General features: G+C 60.1%; 20 protein-coding genes. 12 read left to right on the forward strand and 8 right to left on the reverse strand.

Annotated features, from left to right (window positions below):
- Positions 1 to 91: 91 nt before the first annotated feature.
- The 3 genes from PQR62_RS03160 to PQR62_RS03170 all read right to left on the reverse strand — a co-directional run bounded on the left by PQR62_RS03160 (position 92) and on the right by PQR62_RS03170 (position 3573).
- Complete coding sequence (locus PQR62_RS03160) at positions 92 to 463, reverse strand: copper-binding protein (protein WP_408154737.1); 372 nt, start codon at positions 461 to 463, stop codon at positions 92 to 94.
- Between the two features lie 69 nt (positions 464 to 532).
- On the reverse strand, positions 533 to 1651 hold the full coding sequence (locus tag PQR62_RS03165) for an NADH:flavin oxidoreductase/NADH oxidase (RefSeq protein ID WP_408154739.1): 1119 nt from the start codon (positions 1649 to 1651) through the stop codon (positions 533 to 535).
- A gap of 95 nt (positions 1652 to 1746) precedes the next feature.
- The gene (locus tag PQR62_RS03170; RefSeq protein WP_408154741.1) at positions 1747 to 3573 is read right to left on the reverse strand and encodes an ABC transporter transmembrane domain-containing protein; all 1827 of its coding nucleotides are present in this window, start codon (positions 3571 to 3573) and stop codon (positions 1747 to 1749) included.
- A gap of 476 nt (positions 3574 to 4049) precedes the next feature.
- Here PQR62_RS03170 and egtD point away from each other — a divergent pair, with 476 nt between their 5' ends.
- The gene (egtD, locus tag PQR62_RS03175; protein WP_408154743.1) at positions 4050 to 4967 is read left to right on the forward strand and encodes an L-histidine N(alpha)-methyltransferase; all 918 of its coding nucleotides are present in this window, start codon (positions 4050 to 4052) and stop codon (positions 4965 to 4967) included.
- A 69-nt stretch (positions 4968 to 5036) separates the two neighbouring features.
- Entirely contained in the window at positions 5037 to 6332 is a 1296-nt protein-coding gene (gene egtB, locus PQR62_RS03180) for an ergothioneine biosynthesis protein EgtB (protein ID WP_408154745.1), read from the forward strand.
- Positions 6333 to 6447: 115 nt separating this feature from the next.
- On the opposite strand, the gene leuA is transcribed toward egtB, so the two are convergent.
- Positions 6448 to 8151, reverse strand: coding sequence for a 2-isopropylmalate synthase (leuA, locus tag PQR62_RS03185; RefSeq protein ID WP_408154747.1), 1704 nt, complete (start codon positions 8149 to 8151; stop codon positions 6448 to 6450).
- A 904-nt stretch (positions 8152 to 9055) separates the two neighbouring features.
- On the opposite strand from leuA, the gene PQR62_RS03190 reads away from it, so the two are divergent.
- The 4 genes from PQR62_RS03190 to PQR62_RS03205 all read left to right on the forward strand — a co-directional run bounded on the left by PQR62_RS03190 (position 9056) and on the right by PQR62_RS03205 (position 12788).
- Positions 9056 to 9751: a paraquat-inducible protein A gene (locus PQR62_RS03190; protein WP_408154749.1), complete on the forward strand. Its 696-nt coding sequence runs from the start codon at positions 9056 to 9058 to the stop codon at positions 9749 to 9751.
- Positions 9748 to 10440 carry a paraquat-inducible protein A gene (locus PQR62_RS03195; protein WP_408154751.1) on the forward strand — a complete coding sequence of 231 codons (693 nt, stop codon included), beginning with the start codon at positions 9748 to 9750 and terminating at the stop codon, positions 10438 to 10440. The genes PQR62_RS03190 and PQR62_RS03195 overlap by 4 nt, the downstream gene beginning before the upstream one ends.
- A gap of 75 nt (positions 10441 to 10515) precedes the next feature.
- Entirely contained in the window at positions 10516 to 12138 is a 1623-nt protein-coding gene (locus PQR62_RS03200) for a PqiB family protein (RefSeq protein ID WP_408154753.1), read from the forward strand.
- Positions 12135 to 12788: a PqiC family protein gene (locus tag PQR62_RS03205; RefSeq protein WP_408154755.1), complete on the forward strand. Its 654-nt coding sequence runs from the start codon at positions 12135 to 12137 to the stop codon at positions 12786 to 12788. Before PQR62_RS03200 ends, PQR62_RS03205 begins: the two co-directional genes overlap by 4 nt.
- A gap of 167 nt (positions 12789 to 12955) precedes the next feature.
- Here the strand turns inward: PQR62_RS03205 and PQR62_RS03210 are convergent, their stop codons facing one another.
- Positions 12956 to 14464 (reverse strand): DEAD/DEAH box helicase, encoded by a 1509-nt coding sequence (locus PQR62_RS03210; protein ID WP_408154757.1) that lies wholly within the window; start codon positions 14462 to 14464, stop codon positions 12956 to 12958.
- A 354-nt stretch (positions 14465 to 14818) separates the two neighbouring features.
- Positions 14819 to 15601 carry an enoyl-ACP reductase FabI gene (fabI, locus tag PQR62_RS03215; protein WP_408154758.1) on the reverse strand — a complete coding sequence of 261 codons (783 nt, stop codon included), beginning with the start codon at positions 15599 to 15601 and terminating at the stop codon, positions 14819 to 14821.
- 367 nt (positions 15602 to 15968) lie between these two features.
- Between fabI and PQR62_RS03220 the strand changes: the two genes are divergently transcribed.
- From PQR62_RS03220 to PQR62_RS03235, 4 genes are read left to right on the forward strand one after another with little or no spacing between them, the layout of a single operon-like run.
- A complete protein-coding gene (locus PQR62_RS03220) occupies positions 15969 to 17780 on the forward strand; it encodes an extracellular solute-binding protein (protein WP_408154760.1) in 1812 nt (603 codons plus the stop codon).
- 48 nt (positions 17781 to 17828) lie between these two features.
- A complete protein-coding gene (locus PQR62_RS03225; RefSeq protein ID WP_408154762.1) occupies positions 17829 to 18887 on the forward strand; it encodes a microcin C ABC transporter permease YejB in 1059 nt (352 codons plus the stop codon).
- Entirely contained in the window at positions 18884 to 19948 is a 1065-nt protein-coding gene (locus PQR62_RS03230) for an ABC transporter permease (RefSeq protein ID WP_408154764.1), read from the forward strand. The genes PQR62_RS03225 and PQR62_RS03230 overlap by 4 nt, the downstream gene beginning before the upstream one ends.
- Entirely contained in the window at positions 19945 to 21528 is a 1584-nt protein-coding gene (locus tag PQR62_RS03235) for an ABC transporter ATP-binding protein (RefSeq protein WP_408154766.1), read from the forward strand. Before PQR62_RS03230 ends, PQR62_RS03235 begins: the two co-directional genes overlap by 4 nt.
- Positions 21529 to 21662: 134 nt before the next feature.
- Here PQR62_RS03235 and PQR62_RS03240 read toward each other — a convergent pair whose 3' ends face one another.
- Positions 21663 to 23210, reverse strand: a complete 1548-nt coding sequence (locus PQR62_RS03240; RefSeq protein ID WP_408154768.1) for a transglycosylase SLT domain-containing protein — start codon at positions 23208 to 23210, stop codon at positions 21663 to 21665.
- Between the two features lie 316 nt (positions 23211 to 23526).
- Complete coding sequence (gene gloB / locus PQR62_RS03245; RefSeq protein WP_408154770.1) at positions 23527 to 24372, reverse strand: hydroxyacylglutathione hydrolase; 846 nt, start codon at positions 24370 to 24372, stop codon at positions 23527 to 23529.
- A 17-nt stretch (positions 24373 to 24389) separates the two neighbouring features.
- Here gloB and PQR62_RS03250 point away from each other — a divergent pair, with 17 nt between their 5' ends.
- Complete coding sequence (locus PQR62_RS03250) at positions 24390 to 25193, forward strand: class I SAM-dependent methyltransferase (RefSeq protein WP_408154772.1); 804 nt, start codon at positions 24390 to 24392, stop codon at positions 25191 to 25193.
- An 84-nt stretch (positions 25194 to 25277) separates the two neighbouring features.
- A complete protein-coding gene (rnhA, locus tag PQR62_RS03255; RefSeq protein WP_408154774.1) occupies positions 25278 to 25712 on the forward strand; it encodes a ribonuclease HI in 435 nt (144 codons plus the stop codon).
- Positions 25713 to 25756: the final 44 nt, after the last annotated feature.

Consider the following 25756-nt stretch of genomic DNA (forward strand, 5'->3'; position numbering starts at 1 on the left):
TTCAGCTTGCAGCAGGAATGATAGCGCCGATTGGGGACGGCAGATTGTCGTCCGGATTACTGAATTGAGGGATGGCTGGAATTTACCCGGCTTACTGCGTCGCAGCCGGCTCCAGTGTCATCACGGTCAGCACGCCATCCACGCGGTCGGCCGTGAAGCGCACCTGATCGCCGGCCTTGAGACCGTTCAGCAGGGCGGGTGAGGCGCTGTGAAAGACCATGGTCATCTTCGGCATCTCCAGATTGGGGATCTCGGCGTGGCGGATGGTCAGCTTGCCCGATTCGCTATCGACCTTGCGGATTTCTCCGCTGACTTGCGGACGCGCACCGATGGTCCCGGAGGCCGGCGCTGCTTGTTGTGCCTGCGCCGCCGATGGCGACAAGCCGCTGCCCAGCGTAAGCATCAGAATCAGTATCAGGGCCGCCGTCAGCCGGGTCGGTTTCGGAGAAGAAGAAATATTCATGTATCTGAAGAAAGTGCAAAGGATTGCCGGATGCCGTTGCTGTCAGCGCAGTGGTATCCGGCATGAATCTCAGTCTGCGTTGGCGCCGTAGTCAACCTCGGGCCGCGCCGGCGTCTTGCTCGAGGCCGCGCGCAGATATTGCGGCGGCCAGGCCACTTCCGCGCGCAGTTCGGCGGCGGCATGCAGCGGCCAGTAAGGATCGCGCAACAGCTCACGCGCCAGCAAGACCAGATCGGCCTGGCCGGTACGCAATACATGCTCGGCCTGAATCGCATCGGTGATCATGCCGACGGTGCCGGTCGCAACACCGGCCTCTTGCCGCACGCGGGCGGCGAATTCGGTCTGGTAGCCGGGGCCGGTCGGGATAGCTGCGCTGGGCAGATTGCCGCCGGTCGAGGCATCGATCAGATCGACCCCCAGTTCGCGCAGCTTGCGCGACACCGCGACCGTGTCGTCCGGGCTCCAGCCGCCTTCGGTCCACTCGGTGGCGGACAGGCGTACGAACAGCGGCAGTTCCGCCGGCCATACCGCGCGTACCGCTGTAACCACTTCCAGCAGCAGGCGGCTGCGATTTTCCGCCGAGCCGCCGTATTCATCCTGACGCTGATTGCTGAAAGGGGAGAGGAACTGATGCATCAGATAGCCGTGCGCGCCGTGCAATTCGATCACCTTGAAGCCGGCCTTGTGTGCGCGTTGCGCGGCATCGGCGAAGGCTTGCACCACGTCCTTGATCTGCGCAATGCTCATGGCTTGCGGCGCGGCGAAGTTGCTGTCGAAGGCCACTTCCGACGGGCCGACCGTGGGCCAGGCGCCTTCGGCTGCGGTGATGCTGCCCTGTACGGCATCCCAGGGACGATGCACGCTGGCCTTGCGGCCGGCATGCGCCAGCTGGATGCCGGCGAAGGAACCTTGTTGCTCGATGAAGCGGGTGATGCGGCGCAGCGCTGCGATGTGTTCGTCTTTCCAGATGCCGACGTCATGCGGGGTGATACGGCCCTCGGCCACTACCGCCGCAGCTTCGACTATCACCAGCCCGGCGCCGCCGACGGCGCGGCTGCCCAGATGCACCAGATGCCAGTCGTTGACGAAGCCGTCCTTGGCCGAGTACTGGCACATCGGCGATACCACGATGCGATTGGGCAAGGTCAGGCCGCGCAGGCTCAGCGGTGAAAAAAGTTTGCTGCTCATCGTTTGCTCCCGCAAATCTGGAAAGCATGCAGTCTATTTTATTTTGGGCGCACGCGTACGGCGGTGGGTCTTTTCAAGCGAGGCAGTCTGGAGTTTCAGTCTGCATTGAACTGCAAGGCCGCCAGGCTGGCGTACAGCCCGTTCTGCGCGATCAGTCCGGCATGGGTGCCGGTTTCCACCACATGGCCGTGTTCCAGCACGATGATGCGGTCGGCGCGCTGCACGGTGGCCAGGCGGTGCGCGATGACCAGCGTGGTGCGACCCACCATGGCGGCTTCCAGCGCGCTTTGCACCAGTCGTTCGGATTCGGCATCGAGCGCGCTGGTGGCTTCATCCAGCAGCAGCAGCGGCGGATTCTTGAGCAGCGCACGGGCGATGGCGATGCGCTGGCGCTGGCCGCCGGACAGGCGCACGCCGCGCTCGCCGAGGAAGGATTGATAGCCTTCCGGCAGGCGTTCAATGAACTCGTGCGCCGCCGCCATTTGCGCTGCGGCGATCACTTCGGCATCGCTGGCATCGGGGCGGCCGAAGCGGATGTTTTCCATCGCATTGGCGGAAAAGATGACGGTGTCTTGCGGCACGATGCCGATGGCCTGACGCAGATCGTGCAGACTCAGAAACCTGATGTCGACGCCGTCGAGCCGGATGCTGCCTTGCTGCGGATCGTAGAAGCGCAGCAGCAATTGAAACAGGGTGGTCTTGCCGGCGCCGGAAGGACCGACCACGGCCACGGTTTCACCCGGGCGGACGTCCAGCGAGAAATGGTTCAGTGAATTGCTGTCCGGCCGCGAGGGATAGTGAAAGCCGACGTGTTCCAGTTGCAGGGCGGCGCCGTTGGCGGTGCGCGGCGGCAGACGTTCGGGCAGCAGCACGGATTGCACCGGCGATTGGGTTTCCAGCAGATCGAGCAGGCGTTCTGTGGCGCCGGCGGCGCGTTGCGCATCGCCCAGCACTTCCGACAAGGCGCCCAGCGAACCGGCTACCAGCGAGGCGTAGAGAATGAACTGTCCCAATTCGCCGCCGCTCATGCTGCCTTGCACCACCGCATGCGCGCCCAGCCACAGGACGAAAACGATGGCGCCGAAGATCAGCAGAATCGCCACCATGGTCAGCACCGAGCGGGCGCGGATGCGTTCCATCGCAGTCTGGAAGGCCAGCTCCACCGAAGCGCCGAAGCGGCGCGCTTCAGCCTCTTCCTGGGTGAAGGCCTGCACCGTCGGCATGGCGTTCAGAATTTCGCCGGCGATGGCCGACGCATCGGCCACCCGATCCTGTGATGCGCGCGACAGCTTGCGCACGCGGCGTCCGTAAAACACGATGGGCAAGACCACCGCGCACAGCATCACGATGATGATGGAGGTCAGCTTGACGCTGGTGATGAACAGCATCGCCAGGCCGCCGGCGAACAGGAGAAGATTGCGCAGCGCCATCGAAATGCTGGTGCCGACCAGCGTCTGGATCAGCGTGGTGTCGCCGGTCAGGCGCGACAGCACTTCGCCGGTCTTGGTGGTTTCAAAGAACTGCGGGCTTTGCAGCACCACGTGCGCATAGACCGCGCTGCGCAGATCGGCGGTGACGCGCTCGCCCAGCCACGACACGGTATAAAAGCGTGCCGCTGTTGCCACACCGAGCACGCAGGCAACGCCGAACAGTGCCAGGAAATAGAGGTCGATGTGCGAGGTGTTCTTGTCGCCTGCGGCGCCAAAGCCGAGATCGATCATCTGCTTGAAGGCGTATGGCACCGCGAGTGTGGCGCCGGCGGCGATGATCAGCGCCAGTGCGGCCAGCAGGAATTGTTTCTTGTAAGGCCGCATGAAGGGGAACAGGCCGCTCAGGCGGGCGAGGCTGCTCTTGTTGTGCGATGATGCTGCGGTCTGATTGCTGGCGGGGGAGTTGCTGGTCTGGCTGGCGCTGGATGACATATTGTTCGATGTTGATTAGGCAATGTAAGCAATGGCCGGTGCGGGGATGATACGTGGAATGCGTCGCGACACAAAAACTTTGACGCAATGTTGAACCACCGTTCCGCCGCTTAGTCGATAGTTGCATAAGTATATGCATGCGCGGGATGATGCGCTGCCGCCGCAAATATTCGGAAACATGCAGTGCCGCTGAGCTTGATGCATGAAACTTGTCGCCAGAGCAATTGTTGCGCGGGCAAGTTTTGAGCGATATGCGCTGCTGCAAGGATGAAATGAATGTTGGCACAGCGGCAAGCCGTCACACGTCGGCAAACGAGGGAAGGAAATCTGCCGCGCATTCCAAGGGGGAATGCGGCGGCAATCTTGTCTTCCCCGGTCCGAGCGCGCATGTCCCATCATCCAGCCATGAGGAGACCAGCTTGGCACAACTCGCCCGATTGATACAAAAAACGCAGCATACCCCCGAGGAATGGCAAATGCGTGAGGAGCTGCAGCAAGGTCTGATGGCGGAACGGGCCGGCATTTCTCCCAAGTACCTCTACGATGCACTTGGTTCGCGCCTGTTCGAAGCGATCTGCGAGTTGCCGGAATATTATCCGACCCGCACCGAGGCGCAGATCATGGCGCGCCATCAGCAGGATATCGCCACGGCCATCGGGCTCGGGGTCACCATGATCGATCTCGGCGCCGGCAATTGCGCCAAGGCGGCACGGCTGTTTCCGGTGCTGCATCCACGGCAGTATGTGCCGGTGGATATCTCCGGCGATTTCCTGAGCCAGGCGGTCAATGATCTGCGCCAGAAATTTCCTGACATTCCCATGCATGACGTGGCGATGGATTTTTCTGCCGAGCTGAATCTGCCGGCGGCAGTCGGCCGCGACCGGCGCCTGTTCTTTTATCCCGGTTCTTCGCTCGGCAATTTCGCGCCGGAACAGGCGCTGGAGTTCCTGCGCCGGATTCGTCACGCATCGGAAGTCGGCGAGGCCGGCGGCCTGCTGATCGGTATCGATCTGGTCAAGGACAGCAAGGTGCTGGACGCCGCCTACGACGACGAGCTGGGCGTGACCGCCGCGTTCAATCTGAACATGCTGAATCATGTGAATCGCCTTCTGGAAGCGGATTTCAATCCGCGCGACTGGCAGCATCACGGCTTCTTCAACGCCGAACTCCAGCGCGTGGAAATGCATCTGGAAGCGCGCCGCGATCTGCAGGTGCGCTGGGCCGACGGCGGCCGCCGCGTGTTCCGTCAGCATGAGCGCATTCATACCGAAAATAGCTACAAATTCACGCCGGAAGGTTTTGAGGCCTTGCTGCAGCAAGCCGGCTTCGGCGATTGCCAGATGTGGTTCGACGAGCGGCGCTGGTTCATGGTCTGCCATGCGCGTGCGCGCTAAGTGCTAGGGCGTGGGTGGGAAATGTTGAGGCAAGCAGGAGCCGGATAAAGATGAAGCGATGGAGCGCACATGCATAGTGAAGATGAAACATCCGAAGCAATCGTGATCGATCAGGCGGTAGATGCTGCCATGCAGGAAATCAGATTACGCAATCGCCTGCAGATGAGCGAGCGCTTCCGCCGCGTGCGGCGGCAATCGCTGGTGATTGCCGAGCCGCTGTCGGCCGAGGATTGCTGCGTGCAGTCGATGCCCGACGCCAGCCCGGTCAAGTGGCATCTGGCGCATACCAGCTGGTTTTTCGAAACCTTCATTCTGGAGCGTTTCGAACCGAACTTTCATGCCTGGCATCCTGCTTATCGCGTGCTGTTCAATTCCTATTACGAAGGCGTAGGCGAAAAATTCCCGCGTCCGCAGCGCGGCTTGCTGACGCGGCCTGCACTGGATGAGGTGCTGGCTTATCGCAAGGATATCGATCAGCGCATGCTGCGTTTGATCGAAGCCTCCAAGGGCTGGCGCGACGGCGAGATGGATGTCGGCGGTTTCGATACCTTGCTGGAACTGGGTTTGCAGCACGAACAGCAGCATCAGGAATTGATGCTGACGGATATCAAGCATCTGCTGTCGATCAATCCGCTCAAGCCGGCGTATCAGGCGCCGACGCCTGCCTTGCGCGATTCGGCGGCGCTGGCGACCCCGCTTGAATGGCGCAGCTTCGAGGCCGGCATCGTGCAGGTCGGGCATGACGAAGACGGTTTTTGCTTCGACAATGAATTGCCGCTGCATCGGCAATTCGTGGAAGCATTCGCGTGTGCCTCGCGGCTGGTCAGCAATCTGGAATATCTGCAATTCATCGAAGCCGGCGGCTATGACGATCCGGCGCTCTGGCTGTCCGAAGGCTGGGAGTGGCGGCGCCAGCTGAATCTGTATCAGCCCCTGTACTGGCAGCAGGACGAAGCCGGCAACTGGCTGGAATTTACCGAGTACGGTTTGCTGCCGCTGGAGTCGCACCGCGCGGCGCTGCATCTCTCCTATTACGAAGCCGACGCCTACGCGCGCTGGGCCGGCGCCAGATTGTTGACTGAGGCGGAATGGGAGCATGCAGCCTGCGAGCCGCGCGTGGAGGGAATTGAGTTCTTCGGCGTGGCCTGGCAATGGACCAGCAGCAGCTACGCGCCTTATCCCGGCTTCAGCGCGCCGCAGGGTGCGGTCGGCGAATACAACGGCAAGTTCATGGTGAATCAGTATGTGTTGCGCGGCTCGTCGATCGCCACACCTCTGAACCATGCGCGGCTGAGTTATCGCAACTTCTTTCCGGCCGCGGCGCGCTGGCAATTCAGCGGCATACGGTTGGCGAAATCGCTTTGATGCATTGCAATCGTCGGCCCCATCTGATGGCGTTCGGCGGTTTCAGAAAACAAAAACGCCGGCTGATGCGCCGGCGTTTTTCATGATGGGCCGGGATCGCCGGCCGCATTCTTTATCAGGCTGCTTTCGCTTGTGACGATGCAGGCTGGTTGGCGCTTTCAGCAATCGCGATCTGGCGATTGATGGCGCTGATCAATGCTTTGAAGGAGGCGGTCACGATGTTGGCGTCGATGCCGACACCGAAGCCGGTCGGTGCTTCATTCAGACGCAGCTCGATGTAGCTGGCGGCTTGCGCGTTGGCGCCGGCGCCGATGGCGTGTTCATGGAAGTCCATCAGTTTGATGTCCAGATTCAGCGCGTTGACGAAGGCGTCGATCGGACCGTTGCCGGTGCCGCGCAGGGTGATCGGGCTGCCGGCGCGGACGATGTCGATTTCGATCTTGATCGATTGTTCCTGCGAGGAATCTTCCGTCATGCGGTGGGCGCGATAGACATAAGGTTCGACGCGGTCCAGATATTCGCGCTTGAAGATGGCGTGAATGTCGGCGGCGGCGATTTCCTTGCCGGTCGCATCCGCTTCGCGCTGGATTGCGCGGCTGAATTCGATCTGCAGACGGCGCGGCAATTCCAGACCGTATTCCTGCTCCAGCAAATACGCCATGCCGCCCTTGCCGGACTGGCTGTTGACGCGGATCACCGCATCGTAACTGCGACCCAGATCGGCCGGGTCGATCGGCAGGTAAGGCACTTCCCAGATGGCGTCGGCCTGTTGCTTGGCGAAGCCCTTCTTGATTGCATCCTGATGCGAACCGGAGAAGGCGGTGAAGACCAGATCGCCGACATAGGGATGACGCGGGTGCACCGGAATCTGATTGCATTCCTCGACGGTCTGACGCACGACGTCGATGTCGGAGAAATTCAGGCCGGGATTGACGCCTTGGGTGTACAGATTCAGCGCCAGCGTCACCAGGTCGACGTTGCCGGTGCGTTCGCCGTTGCCGAACAGGCAGCCTTCAACGCGATCGGCGCCTGCCATCACGGCCAGTTCGGCGGAGGCGACGGCGGTACCGCGGTCATTGTGCGGGTGGACCGAAATGATGGTGGAGGCGCGGTGCTTGAGGTTGCGGCACATCCATTCGATCTGGTCGGCGTAGACGTTGGGCGTGCTGCATTCGACGGTGGACGGCAGGTTCAGGATGACCTTGCGTTCCGGCGTGGCGCCCCAGGTTTCGCAGACGGCGTCGCAGATATCCTTGGAGAAATCGAGTTCGGTGGTGCTGAAGGATTCCGGCGAGTATTCATAGCGCCATTGAGTTTCCGGACGGGCGTCGGTCAGTTCCTTGACCAGTTGGGTGCCGGTGACGGCGATGTTCTTGATTTCGTCGCGCGACATGTTGAACACGATCTTGCGGAATGCCGGCGCCACCGAGTTGTACAGGTGAACGATGGCTTGCTTGGCGCCAGCCAGCGAATCGATGGTGCGGCGGATCAGTTCTTCACGCGACTGCGTCAGCACGATGATGGTGACGTCATCGGGAATACGGTTTTCTTCGATCAGCTTGCGCACGAAATCGAAGTCAGTCTGCGAGGCGGAAGGGAAGCCGACTTCGATTTCCTTCAGGCCTATCTTCAGCAGCATCTCGAAAAAGCGCAGCTTGCGTTCTGCATTCATGGGCTCGATCAGAGCCTGGTTGCCATCGCGCAGGTCGGTGCTCATCCAGATCGGCGGCTTGGCGATAATCTGGTTTGGCCAGGTGCGGTCAGCCAAGGGGACTTGAGGAAATGCGCGGTATTTTGCCGCCGGATTGCTTAACATCATGATGAACCTCTTTAATAGCTTGTGAATTTGTGAATACGTTCGATGTGGCTGAGGGGCTGTCTGGCTGCCACTAACGCGTGGCCAGACAACCGGTCGGTAGCGATAGCAGCGCCAGAGCAGGCGCGAAGAGGGGCGTGGCGCAGCGTACGCCGGCTTCTGGAATCAGACAGGCTGAGATCGAGCGGGCTGAGATCGGCTTGAAATGCATGATCGGCTTTACGAGAGTACTGCTGTATTTAGATTTTGCCGGCCTGATTCGACTAAGTACTGCGAAATTTGCGAACTGGCACGAGCGGGGAACTGCAGGAAAAACGGATTAGCGCGTGGCTAGTAGTAGCGACACCGATAGCAACGCTAGCAGGGCGCTGGCGCTGTTCAGTAGAGATAGGGAGAATGTTGCTGGGGAATTCATCCGTCCACTTTAGAAGATTGCGGCCGCTTTTGTCAAGTCTGCTCTTCTTTACATGAGCAAATGAAGAGCTTGCCGGGTGGTATTTATTGTTAGAATCGCGACGTCCACAGGTTTAATTACCTGAGAGTCATTTAGTCCTCATGCTCAATTTCCGGAATAGAGCGCGCCGGATTGAACGCCCTCAGAGGCAAGCGCTCCAAACTCGGTGGTCGGCTCAGGCTACGGCTAGTGAGCTTTCAAGCGCCTCGGTTCGTTTCATGAGCAGTACTATTTTGCTCCTGACGTGGTGGCGATATTTCGTTTAAGAGTATTCTGCTTAGCTACTCTTCCGAGCGGGTTGTTCAGTTCGGCTTCAGAGCGAGCAAGCGCGGCGGTCGCGCTTGAGAGGGGCAAGCAGTGGTTCCGGAAAGCAATGAAGCCGAACCACTTTGTTTTTATATTGTCTTGTCTGCAATCAATTAAATAACTCAAATCAATTAAAACTGCCCGCCTATGCAAAAACGCCCGGATCTGATCGTCTGCGAACAATGCGATGCCGTCTATCGCAAGCCGCAGCTCGGGCATCTCGAAATCGCACGCTGCCTGCGTTGCGACGCCGAACTGGACCGCGATACCGGCAGCCGTCTGGAGCGACTCTTGCCGCTGACCGTGGCAGCGCTGATCCTGTTCGTGATGGCGAATACTTTTCCCATCGTCACCATTGAGTTGCAAGGCCTGAGCAGCGATACCACCTTGTTCGGCGCAGTGTTGGCGCTGAGCTCGGACGGGATGTCTGAAGTGGCCCTGCTGGTGCTGGCCACCACGATTCTGTTTCCTCTGGCGCAGATGGTCATCCTGCTGTATTTGCTGCTGCCGACTTCGCGCGTCAAGCGTCCGCCCGGTTTTGTGCCGCTGATGCGCTTGATGCAACTGGCGCGTCCCTGGGGCATGGTTGAGGTATTCATGCTGGGCGTGCTGGTGGCGCTGATCAAATTATCGAACATGGCGGAAGTGATCCCCGGCGCCGCACTCTGGTCATTCGCTGGTCTGACCGTGTTGCTTACGGTCGTGGTTTCTTTCGACCCGCGTCACATCTGGCATATGTGCGAGGCACAACAGGCGCTGGATGCAGGCCACGCTGCGCATGCTTCGGATGAGGCGAGTGGTGTAAATGATGCCGCAGGCAAGGGCGGAGAACAGACGCCATGAACCGCTCCTCATCCTCCCCGGCAGCCGACCACTCTGCTCAAACTCTTCATGCTGACGCCGCGCCTGCAATTCTGAATGCAAGCGACGCTGGCCTGATCTCCTGCCATGATTGCGGTACGGTATGGGAAAAAGTGCAGCCCGGCGAACACTGCGGCGTCTGCCATGCACGCCTGCACGTACGCAAGATCGACAGCCTCACTCGCACCTGGGCGTTGCTGATCGCCGCCTGCATCATGTACATTCCGGCCAATCTGATGCCGGTGATGATCACCAGCACCTTGTTCGATGAGCAACGCGACACCATCATGAGCGGCATCATTTATTTCTGGGTCTCGGGCTCCTGGGAACTGGCGGTGGTGGTGTTTGTCGCCAGTTTTCTGGTGCCGCTGTTCAAGCTGGCGGCGCTGACGCTGCTGGTGCTGAGCGCGCGCCGTCGCAGTACCTGGCAGCGTCTGCAGCGGGCCAAGCTGTATCGCGTGATCGAAGCCATTGGCCGCTGGTCCATGCTGGACGTCTTTGTGGTGGCATTGATGACCGGGCTGGTGCAGATCAAGGGATTCGCCACGATTCACGCCGGCATCGGCATCGCCGCCTTTGGCGCCGTGGTGGTGCTGACCATGCTGGCGTCGCTCAGCTTCGACCCGCGCCTCATCTGGGACGATGAAGAAATCGGCGAGCACGAAACTTAAATCCTGAACTGCGCCTGGCGCTGCAGCAGCGTAGCCAGATAGCGATGGAAGAATTCAAAGAAATCAAGGAATGGAATGAGCGATCCTCACAATGAAACACCGGCGTTGTTGCAGCCCAAGCGCGAACGCCAACGTAACTGGCTGCCTTCGCTGGTATGGCTGATTCCCATCATCGCAGCCGTGGTTGGTCTGACGCTGGTGGCCAAGATTCTGGTTGATCGCGGCCCGGTGGTCACCATCAGCTTCCGGTCGGCGGAAGGCCTGGAAGCCGGCAAGACCAAGGTCAAATTCAAGGATGTCGACATCGGCCAGGTGCAGGCCATTTCGCTCAGCGAGGATCGCTCCTACGTGCTGGTGACGGTGCAACTGACCAAGGAAGCCGCCGGCTTCAATGCCGAAGATACCCGCTTCTGGGTGGTGCGCCCGCGTGTCGCCGCGTCCGGTATTTCGGGGCTGGGCACCTTGCTGTCGGGCGCCTACATTGGCGCTGATGCCGGCAACTCCAAGGAAAGCAAAAAGGAGTTCACCGGTCTGGAGTCGCCGCCGATTGTCACGCGCGATGCCTCCGGCAAGCAGTTCGTGCTGCACACCACCGATCTCGGTTCGCTCGATATTGGTTCGCCGGTGTTCTACCGCCGCATCAAAGTCGGCCAGGTCATGGCCTACGATCTCGACAGCGACGGCAAGGGTGTGACTCTGCGCGTGTTCGTGAATGCGCCTTACGATAAGTTCATCAGCATCGATTCACGCTTCTGGCATGCCAGCGGTTTCGACATGCAGATCAACGCCAGCGGCTTCAAGCTGCACACGCAATCGCTGGCAACCGTGGTGCTGGGCGGCATCGCCTTCCGCGACAAAGACGAAGATCAGGCCGGCACGCCGGCCAAGGAAGGTGCTGAATTCATTCTGGCCGACGACGAATCCACGGCCATGAAGGAGCCGGACGGACAGCCGCAAACCGTGCTGCTGTATTTCAACCAGTCGCTGCGTGGTCTGCAACCGGGTGCCACAGTGGACTTCCGCGGCGTGGTGCTGGGCGAGGTGCGCTCCATCGGGGTCGAGTACGATCGCGAGAAGGGCGAATTCCGCATGCCGGTGGTGATGGTGATCTATCCGGATCGCCTGGGCAGCAAGTTCAACAGCGCCGTCAATGATCCACGATATTCGCACAAGATGCGCCTGCAATATCTGGTCAAGCGCGGGCTGCGTGCGCAGCTGCGCAACGGCAATCTGTTGACCGGCCAATTGTATGTAGCGATCGACTTCTTCCCGAAAGCGCCGCCGGTGCAGATCGACGTCGATAAGATGCCGTTGCAACTGCCGACGATTCCGGGCAGCCTGGATGAAATCCAGACCCAGATCGCAGACATCGCCAGCAAGCTGAGCAAGGTGCCCTTCGACCAGATCGGCAGCGATTTGCAGCAGACCATCAAGACGCTCAACAAGACCTTGAGCAGCGCCGAACAGATGGTCAATCGTCTGAACAACGACATTGCGCCGGAAGTGTCGGCGGCGATGAAGGATGCGCGCAAGACGCTCAACGCGGCGGAACGTACCTTGTCCGACGACGCCCCGCTGCAGCAGGATATTCGCGGCACCATGCAGGAATTGTCGCGGGCGGCGGCATCGATACGCGTGCTGACCGATTATCTGCAACAGCATCCGGAATCGCTGATCCGCGGCAAACAGGAGAAATGATGAGTTTCAACAATAACAAATACACCGTGCTTGCGGCGCTGCTGGCTACAGCTTTGCTGAGTGCCTGCGGCACCTCGCCGGAAACCCGCTTCTACACGCTGGCGACGCCGGCCAGCGCCGGCGCGGTGCAGACCGACGCCGCCCGCAATGTTGCCGCCAATACGGCGGGTGGCCAGACCTTTATCGAGGTGTTGCCGGTCAGCGTGCCCGAGCGTCTGGCGCGGCCGCAGATCGTGGTGCGCGCCGACGCCACCAAGGTCGATGTGCTGGAGCAGGAGCGCTGGTCGTCGCCGTTCAACAATGAATTGCGCGACGCCCTGGCGGCCGGCGTATCCAGTCGCCTGGGCGCCATCGATGTTTCGCGCAGCGGCCGTCCCAACGATCAGCCCAGCTATCGCATCGCAATTGAATTGCGCGACCTCGACGCCGCCCGTAATGGTCAGGTGCAAGCCGCTTTCGGTTGGACCATCACCCGTTCCGACGACCGAAAAACCGCCGTGTGCCGCATGATGGTGGTCGAGCCGGTGCCGGGCAGTGGCGTTGATGCAGTGGTGGCGGCGATGCAGAAAGCGGTCGGTCATGCCGCTGATGCGATTGCGAATAATGTGCGTGCTTTGCAGGCAGGACAGACGGTGAAGTGCGCGAACTGAATGGTGGATTGAATAAGGCCGGCTCCCATGATGGGGTCGGCTGTTTTTACATGCAGGCGCTGCGGTAAAAATGACGGCAGGAAATTTGGACAAATAAAAAGCCGCTTCAAGGAAGCGGCTTTTTGTTTTTGCAGCGCTCGCATCAGCGAGCGCTTGTATTCGACAGATCAGCGATCGCCGTAGGAACGACGGGCACTGTTGTTGTCCGAGCGGAAACCGCCGCTCTTGAAGCCGCCTTCCTTGCGCGGACCGGCGTTGCCGCCTGCACCGGCGCCAGCACCAGCCGGCTTGCCGGCGAAGCTGCGACCTGCACCGGCAGTGTTGCCGTTGCCTGCATAACCACCGCCGCCGCCTTCGCGATTGCCGTTGCCGTAGCGGCTGCCGCCGCCATTGCCGCCCGTGTTGCCACGGTTGTCGCCTGGACGCCAGCCGCCTGGCTTGCGTGCCGAACGGGAAGGAGCTGCTGTCTTCTTGGGTTCGAAACCTTCGACGACATCAACCGGGATAGTTTGCTTGGTGAAGCGTTCGATACGCTTCACGTTCATGCCTTCAGCGTGGTTGACCAGCGAAACTGCGGTGCCCTTGCGACCGGCGCGGCCGGTACGGCCGATACGGTGGACGTAGTCTTCCGGGAACTTAGGCAGATCGTAGTTGAACACGTGGGTGATGCCTGGCACATCGATGCCGCGAGCCGCGACGTCGGTTGCCACCAGCACGCGCACCTGGCCGTGGCGCAGGCTGTTCAGCGTACGGTTACGGGCGCCCTGATGCATGTCGCCATGCAGTGCGGCAGCCGAGAAACCGGCGATGTTCAGACGATCAGCGATCGTGTCGGCGTCACGCTTGGTAGCGGTGAAGACAACGGCCTGGTCCATGGTGACATCGCGCAGCAGATGATCCAGCAGACGATTCTTGTGCGACAGATCGTCCACGAAGTGCACGCGCTGTTGAATGTTTTCGTGGCGGGTGGCCGAGCTTGCAATCTGGATCACCAGCGGATTGTTGGTGATGCGCTTGGCCATGTTGCCGACCACGCCATCCAGCGTCGCCGAGAACAGCATGGTCTGACGGCTGTCAGGTGTGGCAGCAACGATCTTTTCGATGTCGTCGATGAAACCCATGTCCAGCATGCGGTCGGCTTCGTCCAGCACCAGAATCTGCAGTTGCGAGAAATCGATCTTGCCCGATTCCATGTGGTCGATCAGACGGCCAGGTGTCGCCACCAGGATTTCCGGGTTCTTCGACAGCAATTGCATCTGCTTCGGGTAAGGCATGCCGCCCAGAATCGAAACAGCGCGCACACGGCGCATGAACGAACCGTATTTGTCAGTTGCAGTAGTCACTTGCAGAGCCAGTTCGCGGGTCGGTGTCAGCACCAGCATCTTAGGCTGAGCAGGTTGGAAACGAGGACGCTCGCCACGGGCGCGGGTCGCTTGCTTTTCCTGGTTAGGTGTCTTGGCCGGCACGGCAGCTTGCGGCAGCAGCGACAGCTTTTGCAGCGCAGGCAGCATGAACGCGGCGGTCTTGCCCGAACCGGTCTGCGACGAAACCAGCAAATCGCGGCCTTCAATAGCCGCTGGAATTGCCTGTTCCTGCACCGGGGTCGGGACGGTATAGCCTGCTTCGGTCAGTGCTTTGATGATCGATGGGTTCAGGCCTAGTGTTTCAAAAGTCATAATCTCTTTCGTGAATGTGAACGTCAGACACAATTCGGCAGGCGAGCGGAAGCGCGCCGGGCATCAATGGCCTGAACGAAAAAAAGCAACGCCAACCGACGAAATGACTATGAAAAAATACAAAGAAATTTCGGCACAAAAGCTTTGCGCCGGGACGGTGTCATTGAGCGACACTCAGGGCGGGAGGGCTTTTACTACGAACTGTCTTGGAGACAGATATGGCTTGCGAAGCTGCTAAAACAGTTGTTCGAACTGTTTGTGCGTCGGGTATTGCGACGCACAAACCGCATCATACAGTAAAACAACGAATTTGGCATCATTTGGATCAGACAATCTGATGCCTGTTCATCCGCCTTATTCTGCGATACCGCCCACCACGCGTGAGAAGCCGCCGTCAACGTAGGTGATTTCACCGGTAATGCCGCCGGCCAGATCGGACAGCAGGAAAGCTGCAGCATTGCCCACATCGTCCACCGTTACATTGCGGCGCAGCGGCGCGGTAGCGGCCACAGCGCCGAGGATCTTGCCGAAGCCCTTGATACCGCTGGCGGCCAGGGTCTTGATCGGGCCGGCCGAGATGCCGTTGACGCGCACGCCCTTGGGGCCGAGGGATTCCGCCAGGTAACGCACGCTGGCTTCCAGCGAGGCTTTGGCCAGACCCATAGTGTTGTAGTTCGGCACAACGCGCTCGGAACCGAGATAGGTCAGCGTCAGCAGGGCAGCGTTCGGGCTTAGCAGCGGCATGGCCGCTTTGGCCATGGCCGGGAAGCTGTAGGAAGAAATATCGTGAGCGATCTTGAAGGCTTCGCGCGACAGGCCTTCCAGGAAGTCGCCGGCAATCGCTTCGCTGGGGGCGAAGCCGATGGCGTGCACCAGGCCGTCGAGCTGGCTCCAGGACTTGCCCAGATCGGCAAACAGCGCATTGATCTGATCGTCGCTGCCGACGTCGCAGTCGAAAATAAGCTTGCTGTCGAATTCTTCCGCGAACTTGGTGATGCGATCCTTGAAGCGTTCGCCGACATAGGTGAATGCCAGTTCCGCGCCTTCGCGCTTGCAGGCCTGGGCGATGCCGTAAGCGATGGAGCGGTTCGACAGCAGACCGGTGATCAGAATTTTTTTGCCTTGCAGAAATGCCATGGTGACTCCGTGTGATTCGCCGCCGGCAGCTCAGAAGCATAGGCGCAGGCGGCAAAATTAAGGTTGTTCCGGTTTCCGGGCGGCGTACCGCACCGGAATAGGCCCAGATTGTAGGGGCTTGCGCCAGCCGGGGCAACCTCTGGCGCCAAGCCGGCTTGAGCGGACAGGGCGGGAGCTTGGATTTTTACTGATCAGGCTGTGTATTTGCTTGCGCGTTTTTCGTGCTGATCGAGCCGCTTTCTCCCTCTGGTGGTATCAAATCTATTCTGTACAATGGCCCGGCATACGCAGGCATGCGTCTTGCGTATTTTTGATGATTTCGATTATTTGAATTTGTACGGACTCGTTCGGGGAATATTCGGTACGCATGATTAAATTTCTATTGTCTTCTCTCCTGGCTGCAGTGCTCGCGCATAGCCTTCCCGCCGCCGCCGGGCATGCCTTCTCCCTCTACGACACGCCCAAATACCCCGCCGGTTTCACTCACTTCGATTACGTCAATCCGGATGCGCCCAAGCGCGGCACCTTGTATCTGGCCAATCCGGATCGCCGCACCAGCTTTGACAAATTCAATCCGTTGTCGATGAAGGGCGTGGCCGCCGCCGGGGTGCTGGCGCTGATGTTCGAAACCCTGACCACCTCTTCGGCCGACGAAGTTGCCACCGTCTATGGCTTGCTGGCCGACGACATCCGGCTGGCCGACGACAAGCTCTCGGTCACGTTTCACATTAATCCCAAGGCGCGCTTCAATAATGGCGATCCGGTGACGGCCGCCGACGTCAAATATTCCTTCGACACCCTGATGGCGAAGGGCGCACCGCAATTCCAGTCGGTGTTTGCCGACGTCAAACAGGCGGTGGTGCTGGATGGCGGCAATGTGCGCTTCGATTTCAAGAACCGCAACCACGAGTTGCCGCTGATCGTCGGCGATCTGCCGGTGTTTTCGCGCAAGTGGGCGCAGGGCACTTCCTTCGACAATATCCAGCTGGTCAAACCTATTGTCTCCGGCCCCTATCTGATCGAGAGCTACGACGTCGGTCGCGCCATTACTTACAAGCGCAATCCCGATTACTGGGGCGCCGAGCTGCCGTCGCGCAAGGGCATGTTCAATTTCGATCGCATTGCTTACCGCTTCTATTCAGATGATGTGGCGCGCCTGCAGGCCTTCAAGGCCGGCGAGTTCGACGTGGTGGTCGAGTACAGCGCCAAGAACTGGGTGCGCAGCTACACCGGCCCGCAATTCCGCGACGGCCGCATCATCAAGCGCGAATTCAGGCATTCCAACGGCGCCGGCATGCAAGGCTTCGTCATGAATCTGCGGCGCGAACAGTTCAAGGATCCGCGCGTGCGGCAGGCGATCGGTCTGGCGCTGGACTACGAATGGATGAATCGGCAACTCTTCTATAACCAGTACACCCGCATTTATTCCTTTTTCAACAACAGCGAGCTGGCCGCCACCGGCACGCCGCAGGGCGAAGAGTTGAAGCTGCTGCAGCAGATACAGGCGCGCGGCGGCAAGATCGACCCGGCCGTATTCGGCCCGGCGCCGCTGCCGCCCAATACCAATCCGCCCGGTTCACTGCGCGCCAATCTGCTCAAGGCGCGCGAACTCTTGAAGGAGGCCGGCTGGGTCTACCGCGACGGCGCCGTGCGCAATGCCGCCGGCCAGCCGCTGGAGTTTGAAATCCTGGATGATCAGTCGTCCCTGTCGCGCGTGATCAGCGTGTTCGCGCGCAATCTGCGCACGCTCGGCATACAGGTCACGCAACGCACGGCGGACTTCGCGCTGGTGGCCAAGCGCATGGAAGATTTCGACTACGACATGACCAGTATCCGCTTCCCCGATGTCAGCAGTCCCGGCAATGAAATGTTCGACATGTTCGGTTCCAAGGCGGCCGACCAGAAGGGCTCCAACAATGTCTGGGGCCTGAAGGATCCGGTGGTCGATCAACTGGTGCAGGCGCTGGTCTCGGCCGAAACGCGGGTCGACCTGACCGCTGCCGCGCGCGCGCTGGACAGAGTGCTGCTGCACAAGTACATCGTGGTGACGCACTGGTATTCATCCACGCATCGCATCGCTTATCAGAACCGTTTCGGCATCCCGGCGGTCGCGCCGAAGTTCTATCAGGCCGACCCCTATGTGATCGGCACCTGGTGGGAAGAAAAGCCGCGTCCTTAAGTCTGCAGACGATGCCGCACAGTTCAACGATCAAGGAATTTTGAGAGCATGAATATCTGGTCCTACATACTCAAGCGCGTCTTGCTGATGCTGCCCACCTTGTTCGGCGTGGTGGCGATCACCTTTGCCGTGATCCAGTTCGTGCCGGGCGGCCCGGTCGAGCAGGCGCTGCTTGAAATGAAAGGGCGCTCCGGCGGCGGCGAGGCTTCCGGCGGCGGCGCCAGCGGCTATCGCGGACGCCAGGGCATAGACGAACAGCGCATCGAAGAAATCAAGAAGCTCTACGGTTTCGACAAGCCGCCGCTGGAGCGCTTCGGCCAGATGCTCAAGGGCTTCGCCACCTTCGATCTGGGCCAGAGCTTTTATCATCATGCCGATGTCTGGACCCTGGTCAAATCCAAACTGCCGGTGTCGATCACCATTGGCTTATGGACTTTTTTCCTGACCTATCTGATTTCCGTGCCGCTGGGCATCGCCAAGGCGGTGCGCGAGGGCAGCCGTTTCGATTCGCTGTCCAGCGTGGTGGTGCTGGTCGGCTATTCGATTCCCGGCTTCGTGCTCGGCGTGTTTCTGCTGGTGGTGTTCGGCGGCGGCAGTTTCCTGCAATGGTTTCCGCTGCGCGGTCTCACCTCCGATAACTGGGCCACCTTGTCGTGGTTCGGCAAGATCACCGATTACCTGTGGCATATCGCCTTGCCGGTGACGGCTTCGGTGGCCGGCGCCTTTGCCGTGACGACCATGCTGACCAAGAACACCTTCCTCGAAGAAATCCGCAAGCAATACGTGCTGACCGCGCGCGCCAAGGGACTGAGCGAACGCAAGGTGCTGTACAAGCATGTGTTCCGCAATGCCCTGATTCCGCTGGTCACCGGTTTTCCGGCGGCCTTCATCGGCGCCTTCTTCGCCGGCAGCCTGCTGATCGAAACCCTGTTCTCGCTCGACGGTCTGGGCCTGCTGTCGTATGAATCGGTGATCCGCCGCGATTATCCGGTGGTGATGGGCACGCTGTATCTGTTTACCCTGATCGGTCTGGTGGTCAAGCTGCTGGGTGATCTTTGCTACGTCTGGGCCGACCCGCGCGTCCAGTTTGAAAGTCTGTCCAAATGAGCGCGATGCAATCTTCTTCCACGCCGGCAGGCATCCCGGTTTCGATTTCGCCGAATCGTCGCATCTGGCTGCGTTTTCGTCAGAGCCGGCGCGGCTACTGGAGCCTGGTGATTTTCCTGGCGCTGTTCGCCTTCAGTCTGGTGGCCGAACTGGTGTCCAACGACAAGCCGCTGATCGCACGTTACAACGGCCAGATCATGCTGCCGATGCTGCATGATTATTCGGACAAGAGCTTCGGCGGCGACTTCGATTCGCCGGCCGATTACCTCGACCCCTTCATTCAGAACCAGTTCAGGAAGGACGGCAACTGGGCGGTCTATCCGCTCAATCGCTATCGCTACGACACGCTCAATTACTTCGCCAAGGAACCCAATCCGGCGCCGCCGACGAGCGACAACTGGCTGGGCACCGACGACCGTGGCCGCGATGTATTTGCGCGTCTGCTGTACGGCTTCCGCGTCTCGATTCTGTTCGGACTGGCGCTGACTGCCATCGGCGTGTTGCTGGGCGTGGCGACCGGCGCCTTGCAGGGCTACTTTGCCGGCCGTACCGATCTGTACTTCCAGCGTTTTCTGGAAATCTGGGGCGCCATGCCGGAGCTGTATCTGCTGATCATTTTTTCTTCCATCTTCGAGCCCGGGCTGGGCATGCTGCTGATCCTGTTGTCGCTGTTCGGCTGGATGGGTTTGTCGGATTATGTGCGCGCCGACTTTCTGCGCAATCGCAATCTGGAATACATACAGGCCGCGCGCGCGCTCGGGCTGTCGAGCGGTCAGATCATCTGGCGTCATGTGCTGCCCAACAGCATGACCACGGTGGTGACCTTTCTGCCGTTCCGCATGAGTGCCGCGATTCTGGCGCTGACCAGTCTCGATTTTCTCGGCCTCGGCGTGCCCCCGTCCACGCCCAGCCTGGGTGAACTGCTGGCGCAGGGCAAGAACAATCTCGACGCATGGTGGATTGCGCTCTCAACCTTCATCACCTTGACCGTGATGCTGTTGTTGCTCACCAATATCGGCGACGCCTTGCGCAATGCCCTGGACGTGCGGAGGAAGGCATGAGCGCTTTGTTGGAAGTAAAGAATCTGTCTATCCGCTTCGGCGCATCGACGGTGGTGGACGACATCAGTTTCTCCATCGCCCCCGGCGAGAAATTTGCGCTGGTCGGCGAATCGGGTTCGGGCAAGTCAGTCAGTTCGCTGGCGGTGTTGCGGCTCAATCAGAACGTCGAGTACGGCGGCAGCATTCTGTTCAAGGGCGACGACATCCTGCAAAAGAGCGAACGCGCCATGCAAGAAGTGCGCGGCAAGGATGTCGCGATGATCTTTCAGGAGCCGATGACGGCGCTCAATCCGCTGTTCACCATCGGCAACCAGATTGCGGAAGTGCTGATGCAGCATGAAGCCATCAATGCCCGCCAAGCGGCGCAGCGCACGATCGCGCTGCTGGCCAAGACCGGCATCCCCGAGCCCGAGCGGCGCGCCTTGTCGTATCCGCACCAGTTATCGGGCGGCCAGCGGCAGCGCGCCATGATTGCGATGGCGCTGGCCTGCAAGCCCAGGCTGCTGATTGCCGATGAGCCGACCACCGCGCTCGACGTCACGATACAGGTGCAGATCCTGGAATTGCTGAACCAGTTGCAGCGTGATGAAAACATGGCGGTGCTGATCATTTCGCACGACCTGAATCTGGTGCGCCATTTCGCCGATCGCGTCGGCGTGATGGAAAAAGGCAAGCTGATCGAGACCGCCGCTACGCAGGAATTGTTCGCCAATCCGCAGCAGCCTTACACCCGTAAACTGCTGGCAAGCAAGCCGCAGCGCGCGGTGGCAGACGTGGTGCCGGATGCGCCGCCGGTGTTGCGTGCCGAGGGCTTGCGCTGCACCTATAAAATCAAGCAGGGCTGGTTCCGCAAGCGTTTGTTCGCGGCGGTCGATGGCGTCGATCTGCAATTGCGCAAGGGCGAAACGCTGGGCATCGTCGGTGAATCGGGGTCGGGCAAGTCGACGCTGGGCATGGCGCTGCTGCGCTTGTCGCCGGCCGAGGTAGCGGGGCGCATCGACTTCGACGGCGCGCGCATTTCCGAGATGTCGAGCAAGGCCTTGCGGCCGCTGCGCGCGCGCATGCAAGTGGTGTTTCAGGATCCGTATGCTTCACTCTCGCCACGGCGCACGGTGGAGCAGATCGTGGGCGAGGGCCTGGCGCTGCATCATCCCGAGCTGAGTGCGCAACGGCAGCGCGAAATGGTCATCGGCGCCCTGCAGGAAGTCGGCCTGAGCGCCGCCATGCTGGGCCGCTATCCGCATGAGTTCTCCGGCGGCCAGCGTCAACGCATCGCCATCGCGCGCGCAGTGGTGCTGCAGCCTGAATTATTGCTGCTGGACGAGCCCACCTCGGCGCTGGACGTGACGGTGCAGCAGCAGGTCTTGCTGTTGCTGGCCGACCTGCAACGCAAGCACGGGCTGGCCTATCTCTTCATCACCCATGATCTGGCGGTGGTGCGCGCCATGGCGCATCAGGTCTTGGTGATGAAAGACGGCAAGGTAGTCGAAAGCGGCGCCGCCGAGACCGTCTTGCAGCATCCTCAGCATGCCTACACCCAGCGCCTGCTGGCGGCGGCTTCCTATGCTGCGGATGTGTAGGTCAATGCGATGAGGTGAGCTTTGAGCGAGGTAGCGCCCGCCGGCTGCGAGCAACAAAAAAGCCCTTCGATTTCTCGAAGGGCTTTTTTACATCCATGCGCACCATCAACTGAGCGCACGAGCAGCATGCTGATTTACTGTTTGCGTGATCCGCTGCTGGAAGCCAGCGACATGGTGCGTGCCGGCGCCACCTTGCGTGCGGCCGGCGGCGCCTTGCGCACATTGTTCTTGGCCACCACCACCGCCTTGCGTGCGGCGACTTTCTGTACCACGTGCGGCCGGGCTTGCGCGACACGGGTCTGGGCTACAGGTGCGGCGTGATTCGGCACGTTCAGTTGCAGGCGCTGCCCGTTGGCGATCACATCGCGGTGCAGACCGTTCCATTGCTTGAGATCGGCCACGCTGACGCGATAGCGGCTGGCGATGCCGGCCAGGGTGTCACGCTTGCCGGCCTTGACGTAGATGCGGCGGGTTTCCGGTGCATCGGGGGCAATCGCCAGACGGGCGCTGTCGGCCAGTTCAGGCGTGATGTCGGTTTCCAGCGCGCTTTCTTCGCTGTTCTTCGGCACCAGAATGGTGGAGCCGGCCTTGAGCACCATGCGTGGCGGGATCTGATTCACGCTGCGAATGACTTCAGGCGTGGTGCCGAACTTGCTGGCAATGGTTTCGATACGTTCGCGCGCGCTGCTGACGGTGTGTGCAGTCCAGTTCGAGAAAGCCTGTGTCCATTGCGACATATTGGCCTTGAACTTTTCGGCATTGCTTTCCGGCAGCAGGATCTTGGTGTCGTCGCTGCCGATGATCACCGGGCGATTGAACTGCGGATTGAGCGCCTTGAATTCATCCAGCGACAATTCGGCCAGTTGTGCCGCCACCTTGACGTCGATGTTGCGGGTCTTGCCGATGGTCACGAAGTAAGGCTGGTTATCGACCTTGGGCAAGGCGATGTTGTAGGTGTTGGGGCTGGCGATGATGTTCTTCACCGCTTGCAGCTTGGGTACGTAATTGCGGGTCTCGTTCGGCATCTGCGCCGACAGGGTATTGAAGTCGATCGGCAGGCCGGCCGCCAGATTGCGGTTCACCGCGCGCTGCACCGAGCCTTCGCCCCAGTTGTAGGCCGCCAGCGCCAGTTGCCAGTCGCCGAACATGCCGTACAGCTTTTGCAGATAGGTCAGCGCCGCATCGGTCGAGGCCAGTACGTCGCGGCGCTCGTCGGTGAACATGTTTTGCTTGAGGTTGTAGTCGCGCCCGGTCGATGGAATGAATTGCCACATGCCGGCCGCCTTGGCAGTCGACAGCGCTTCCGGGTTGAAGGCCGATTCAATGAAAGGCAGCAGCGCCAGTTCAGTCGGCATGCCGCGCTTTTCCAGCTCCTGGACGACGTGGAACAGATAGCGCGACGCGCGCACGGTGGTGCGCTGTATATAGTCAGGGCGCGAGCTGTACCACTGGGTCTGGTTTTCAACCAGTTGATTGTCCAGATCGGGAATCCCGAAACCCTTGCGGATGCGCGTCCAGATATCGATGTCGTTCATTCCGGGCAAGGCATTGGCTGCCAGTTCGGGATTGATCGCATTGAAGGGCGCGGGGAAGATCGAGATGTCGTTGGCGAGGGAGAGAAGCGGGGTGCTGCTGGCAAGGAACAGAGCGGCTAGGGCTAGTTTCTTGAATGTTCGTTGCATGGGGACGAGATCCTGTGCCAAAGGCTAAAAAGTTGCAGTCACGCGTCCTGAAAAGGCGCCGGTTGCAGATGCATCAACGGGCAGACGCTGCGAGATCCCCTGCGGCACGACTCGCACCACGCATTCATTGTCGAAAAATTACCAGGGAAAAGTACCTGAAGTACGTAAGGCCAGGTAAAGAATGAATGCGCCAAAATGGGGAATTGACAGAGTGTACGTAAGACCCTTTTCCGCAGTCAAGTAAAAATTAGGCTCTGTTACAAAGCTAAAGCCTTGATTTGCTTGGTATTTGTCGGGAACGGACAGGAAAAGCAGTCTATTTGTACGTATTTTTCCACTCGCGCAGCGCTGCGAATGCCTTAATTGGATCGTTCGTCGCCAAACGTCCGGCATTTTGCAGCGATCTGACGATAGCTGTTTCCGTATGGCGCAAGAACGGATTGGTCTGGCGTTCCAGCAGCATGGTCGAGGGGATGGTCGGCTGTCCGCGTTCGCGTTTTGCCGTTTCGTTTTTTACCCGAGTTACAAGCGCCGGATTGTCGGCGTCGACGGCGACGGCAAAGCGCAGATTGGACAAGGTGTATTCATGCGCGCAAAACACCAGGGTGTCGGCCGGCAAGCTTGCCAGTTTGGCAAGCGACTCCACCATTTGCGCCGGGGTGCCTTCAAACAGCCGGCCACAGCCGCCGGCGAACAGGGTATCGCCGCAGAACAGCCAATCTGATGTGTCTTGCTGGTGGCTGACGTAGGCGATGTGGCCGCTGGTATGACCGGGCACGTCGAGTACCGAAAGCTGCAGGCCGAGCGCGGGCAGCTCTACGCGGTCGCCTTCCTGCAGGGTTTGTGTCATGCCGGTAATTTTTTCGTGCGCCGGCCCATACACCGGAATCGCCGGAAACTCGCCCGACACAGCCTGTTTTGTCAGTTCGACCACGCCGCCGACATGGTCAGCATGGTGATGAGTCAGTAGAATAGCGGCCAGCGTGAGACCGTGCGTTTTCAATGCCGCCAGAACCGGCGCGGCGTCACCCGGATCGACCACGGCCGCGTAAGTCCCGTTGTGAATCAGCCAGAGATAGTTGTCGCTGAAGGCGGGAATCGGAAAAACTTCCAGAGAATTTTTTTGATCCGGATTGGCTGGCGCTGCTGGCTGCTCGGTCATAGGGTGAAATCGAAAATATGAATGACAGTTCGGAACAGCCGATTATAGACCTCGCTTCCTGGTTGCGTACGCCGACCGGCGAATACCTGCGCGCCTGGGAGCAGCGGCATCTGAACGCCCTGACGGCGGATATCTTCGGCTTCAACGCCGTTCAGATCGGCTCGCCGCAGATTCATGCCTTGCAGGCCAATCGCATGCCGTATCGCTGGCTGACCGACGACCGGCTGCCGGAAGAAGGCCAGTCCGAGCTGGAAATTCCGCAAGTCGTTGCGCATGACTTCTGCGATTTGCCGTTTGCCTCGCAAAGTCTGGATCTGATCATCCTGCCGCATGTGCTGGAATTCGCGGCCGAGCCGCATCAGGTATTGCGCGAGGTGGAGCGGGTCCTGATTCCCGAAGGCCAGGTCATCATCTGCGGCTTCAACCCGAGCAGCCTGTGGGGCATGCGTCAGGCGGCAGGACGTCTGACCGGCGCCCATTTTCTGCCGCAGGACGGCGAATTCATCCGCCTGCCGCGGCTCAAGGACTGGCTCAAGCTGCTCAACATGGAAGTCAATCGCGGCCATTTCGGCTGTTATGCGCCGCCCTGCGAGACGGACAAATGGCTGCAGCGTTTCAATTTCATGGAAAAGGCGGGCGACCGCTGGTGGCCGTATTTCGGCGCCGTCTATATCGTGCAGGCGATCAAGCGGGTGCAGGGCATGCGTCTGATCGGCCCGGCCTGGAGCAAGCAAAGGCTCAAGGCGCCCAAGGGCGTGCCGGCCACCAATCGCATGCATGACAACATCGTCAATCAGATCAACAAGAGCGACCGTCAGTAGAGCAAAAGAGCAGCGAGCGGCGGCGCGTGGCACAATGCCGCCCCTCGCGCATTTCAATTTCATCAAGCAACAATTCAGGCAAGCATGGACAAAGTAGATATTTATTCGGATGGCGCCTGCAAAGGCAATCCCGGCAAAGGCGGCTGGGGCGCGCTGCTGGTGGCGGACGGCAAGGAAAAGGAAATTTTCGGCGGCGAACTCAACACTACCAACAACCGCATGGAACTGAAGGCGGTCATCGAAGCGCTGGGCGTGCTCAAGCGACCCTGCGAAGTGGTGGTGCATACCGATAGCCAGTATGTGCAAAAAGGCATCAGCGAATGGATACACGGCTGGAAGGCGCGCGGCTGGAAAACTGCAGCGCGCGAGCCGGTCAAGAACGTCGACCTGTGGCAGGCGCTCGACGCCGCCCAGGCGCAGCACAAGATCGAATGGCGCTGGGTCAAGGGGCATGCCGGCCACCACGGCAACGAGCGCGCCGACCAGCTGGCCAATCGCGGCGTCGAAGTAGCGGTCTGAAGAAGGCCGGGCAGATCAAGGCGATCTGCATTGCGGCAGCAGCC

It is taken from the genome of Herbaspirillum lusitanum (genome assembly GCF_046025995.1).
Taxonomy (GTDB): domain Bacteria; phylum Pseudomonadota; class Gammaproteobacteria; order Burkholderiales; family Burkholderiaceae_D; genus Herbaspirillum; species Herbaspirillum lusitanum_A.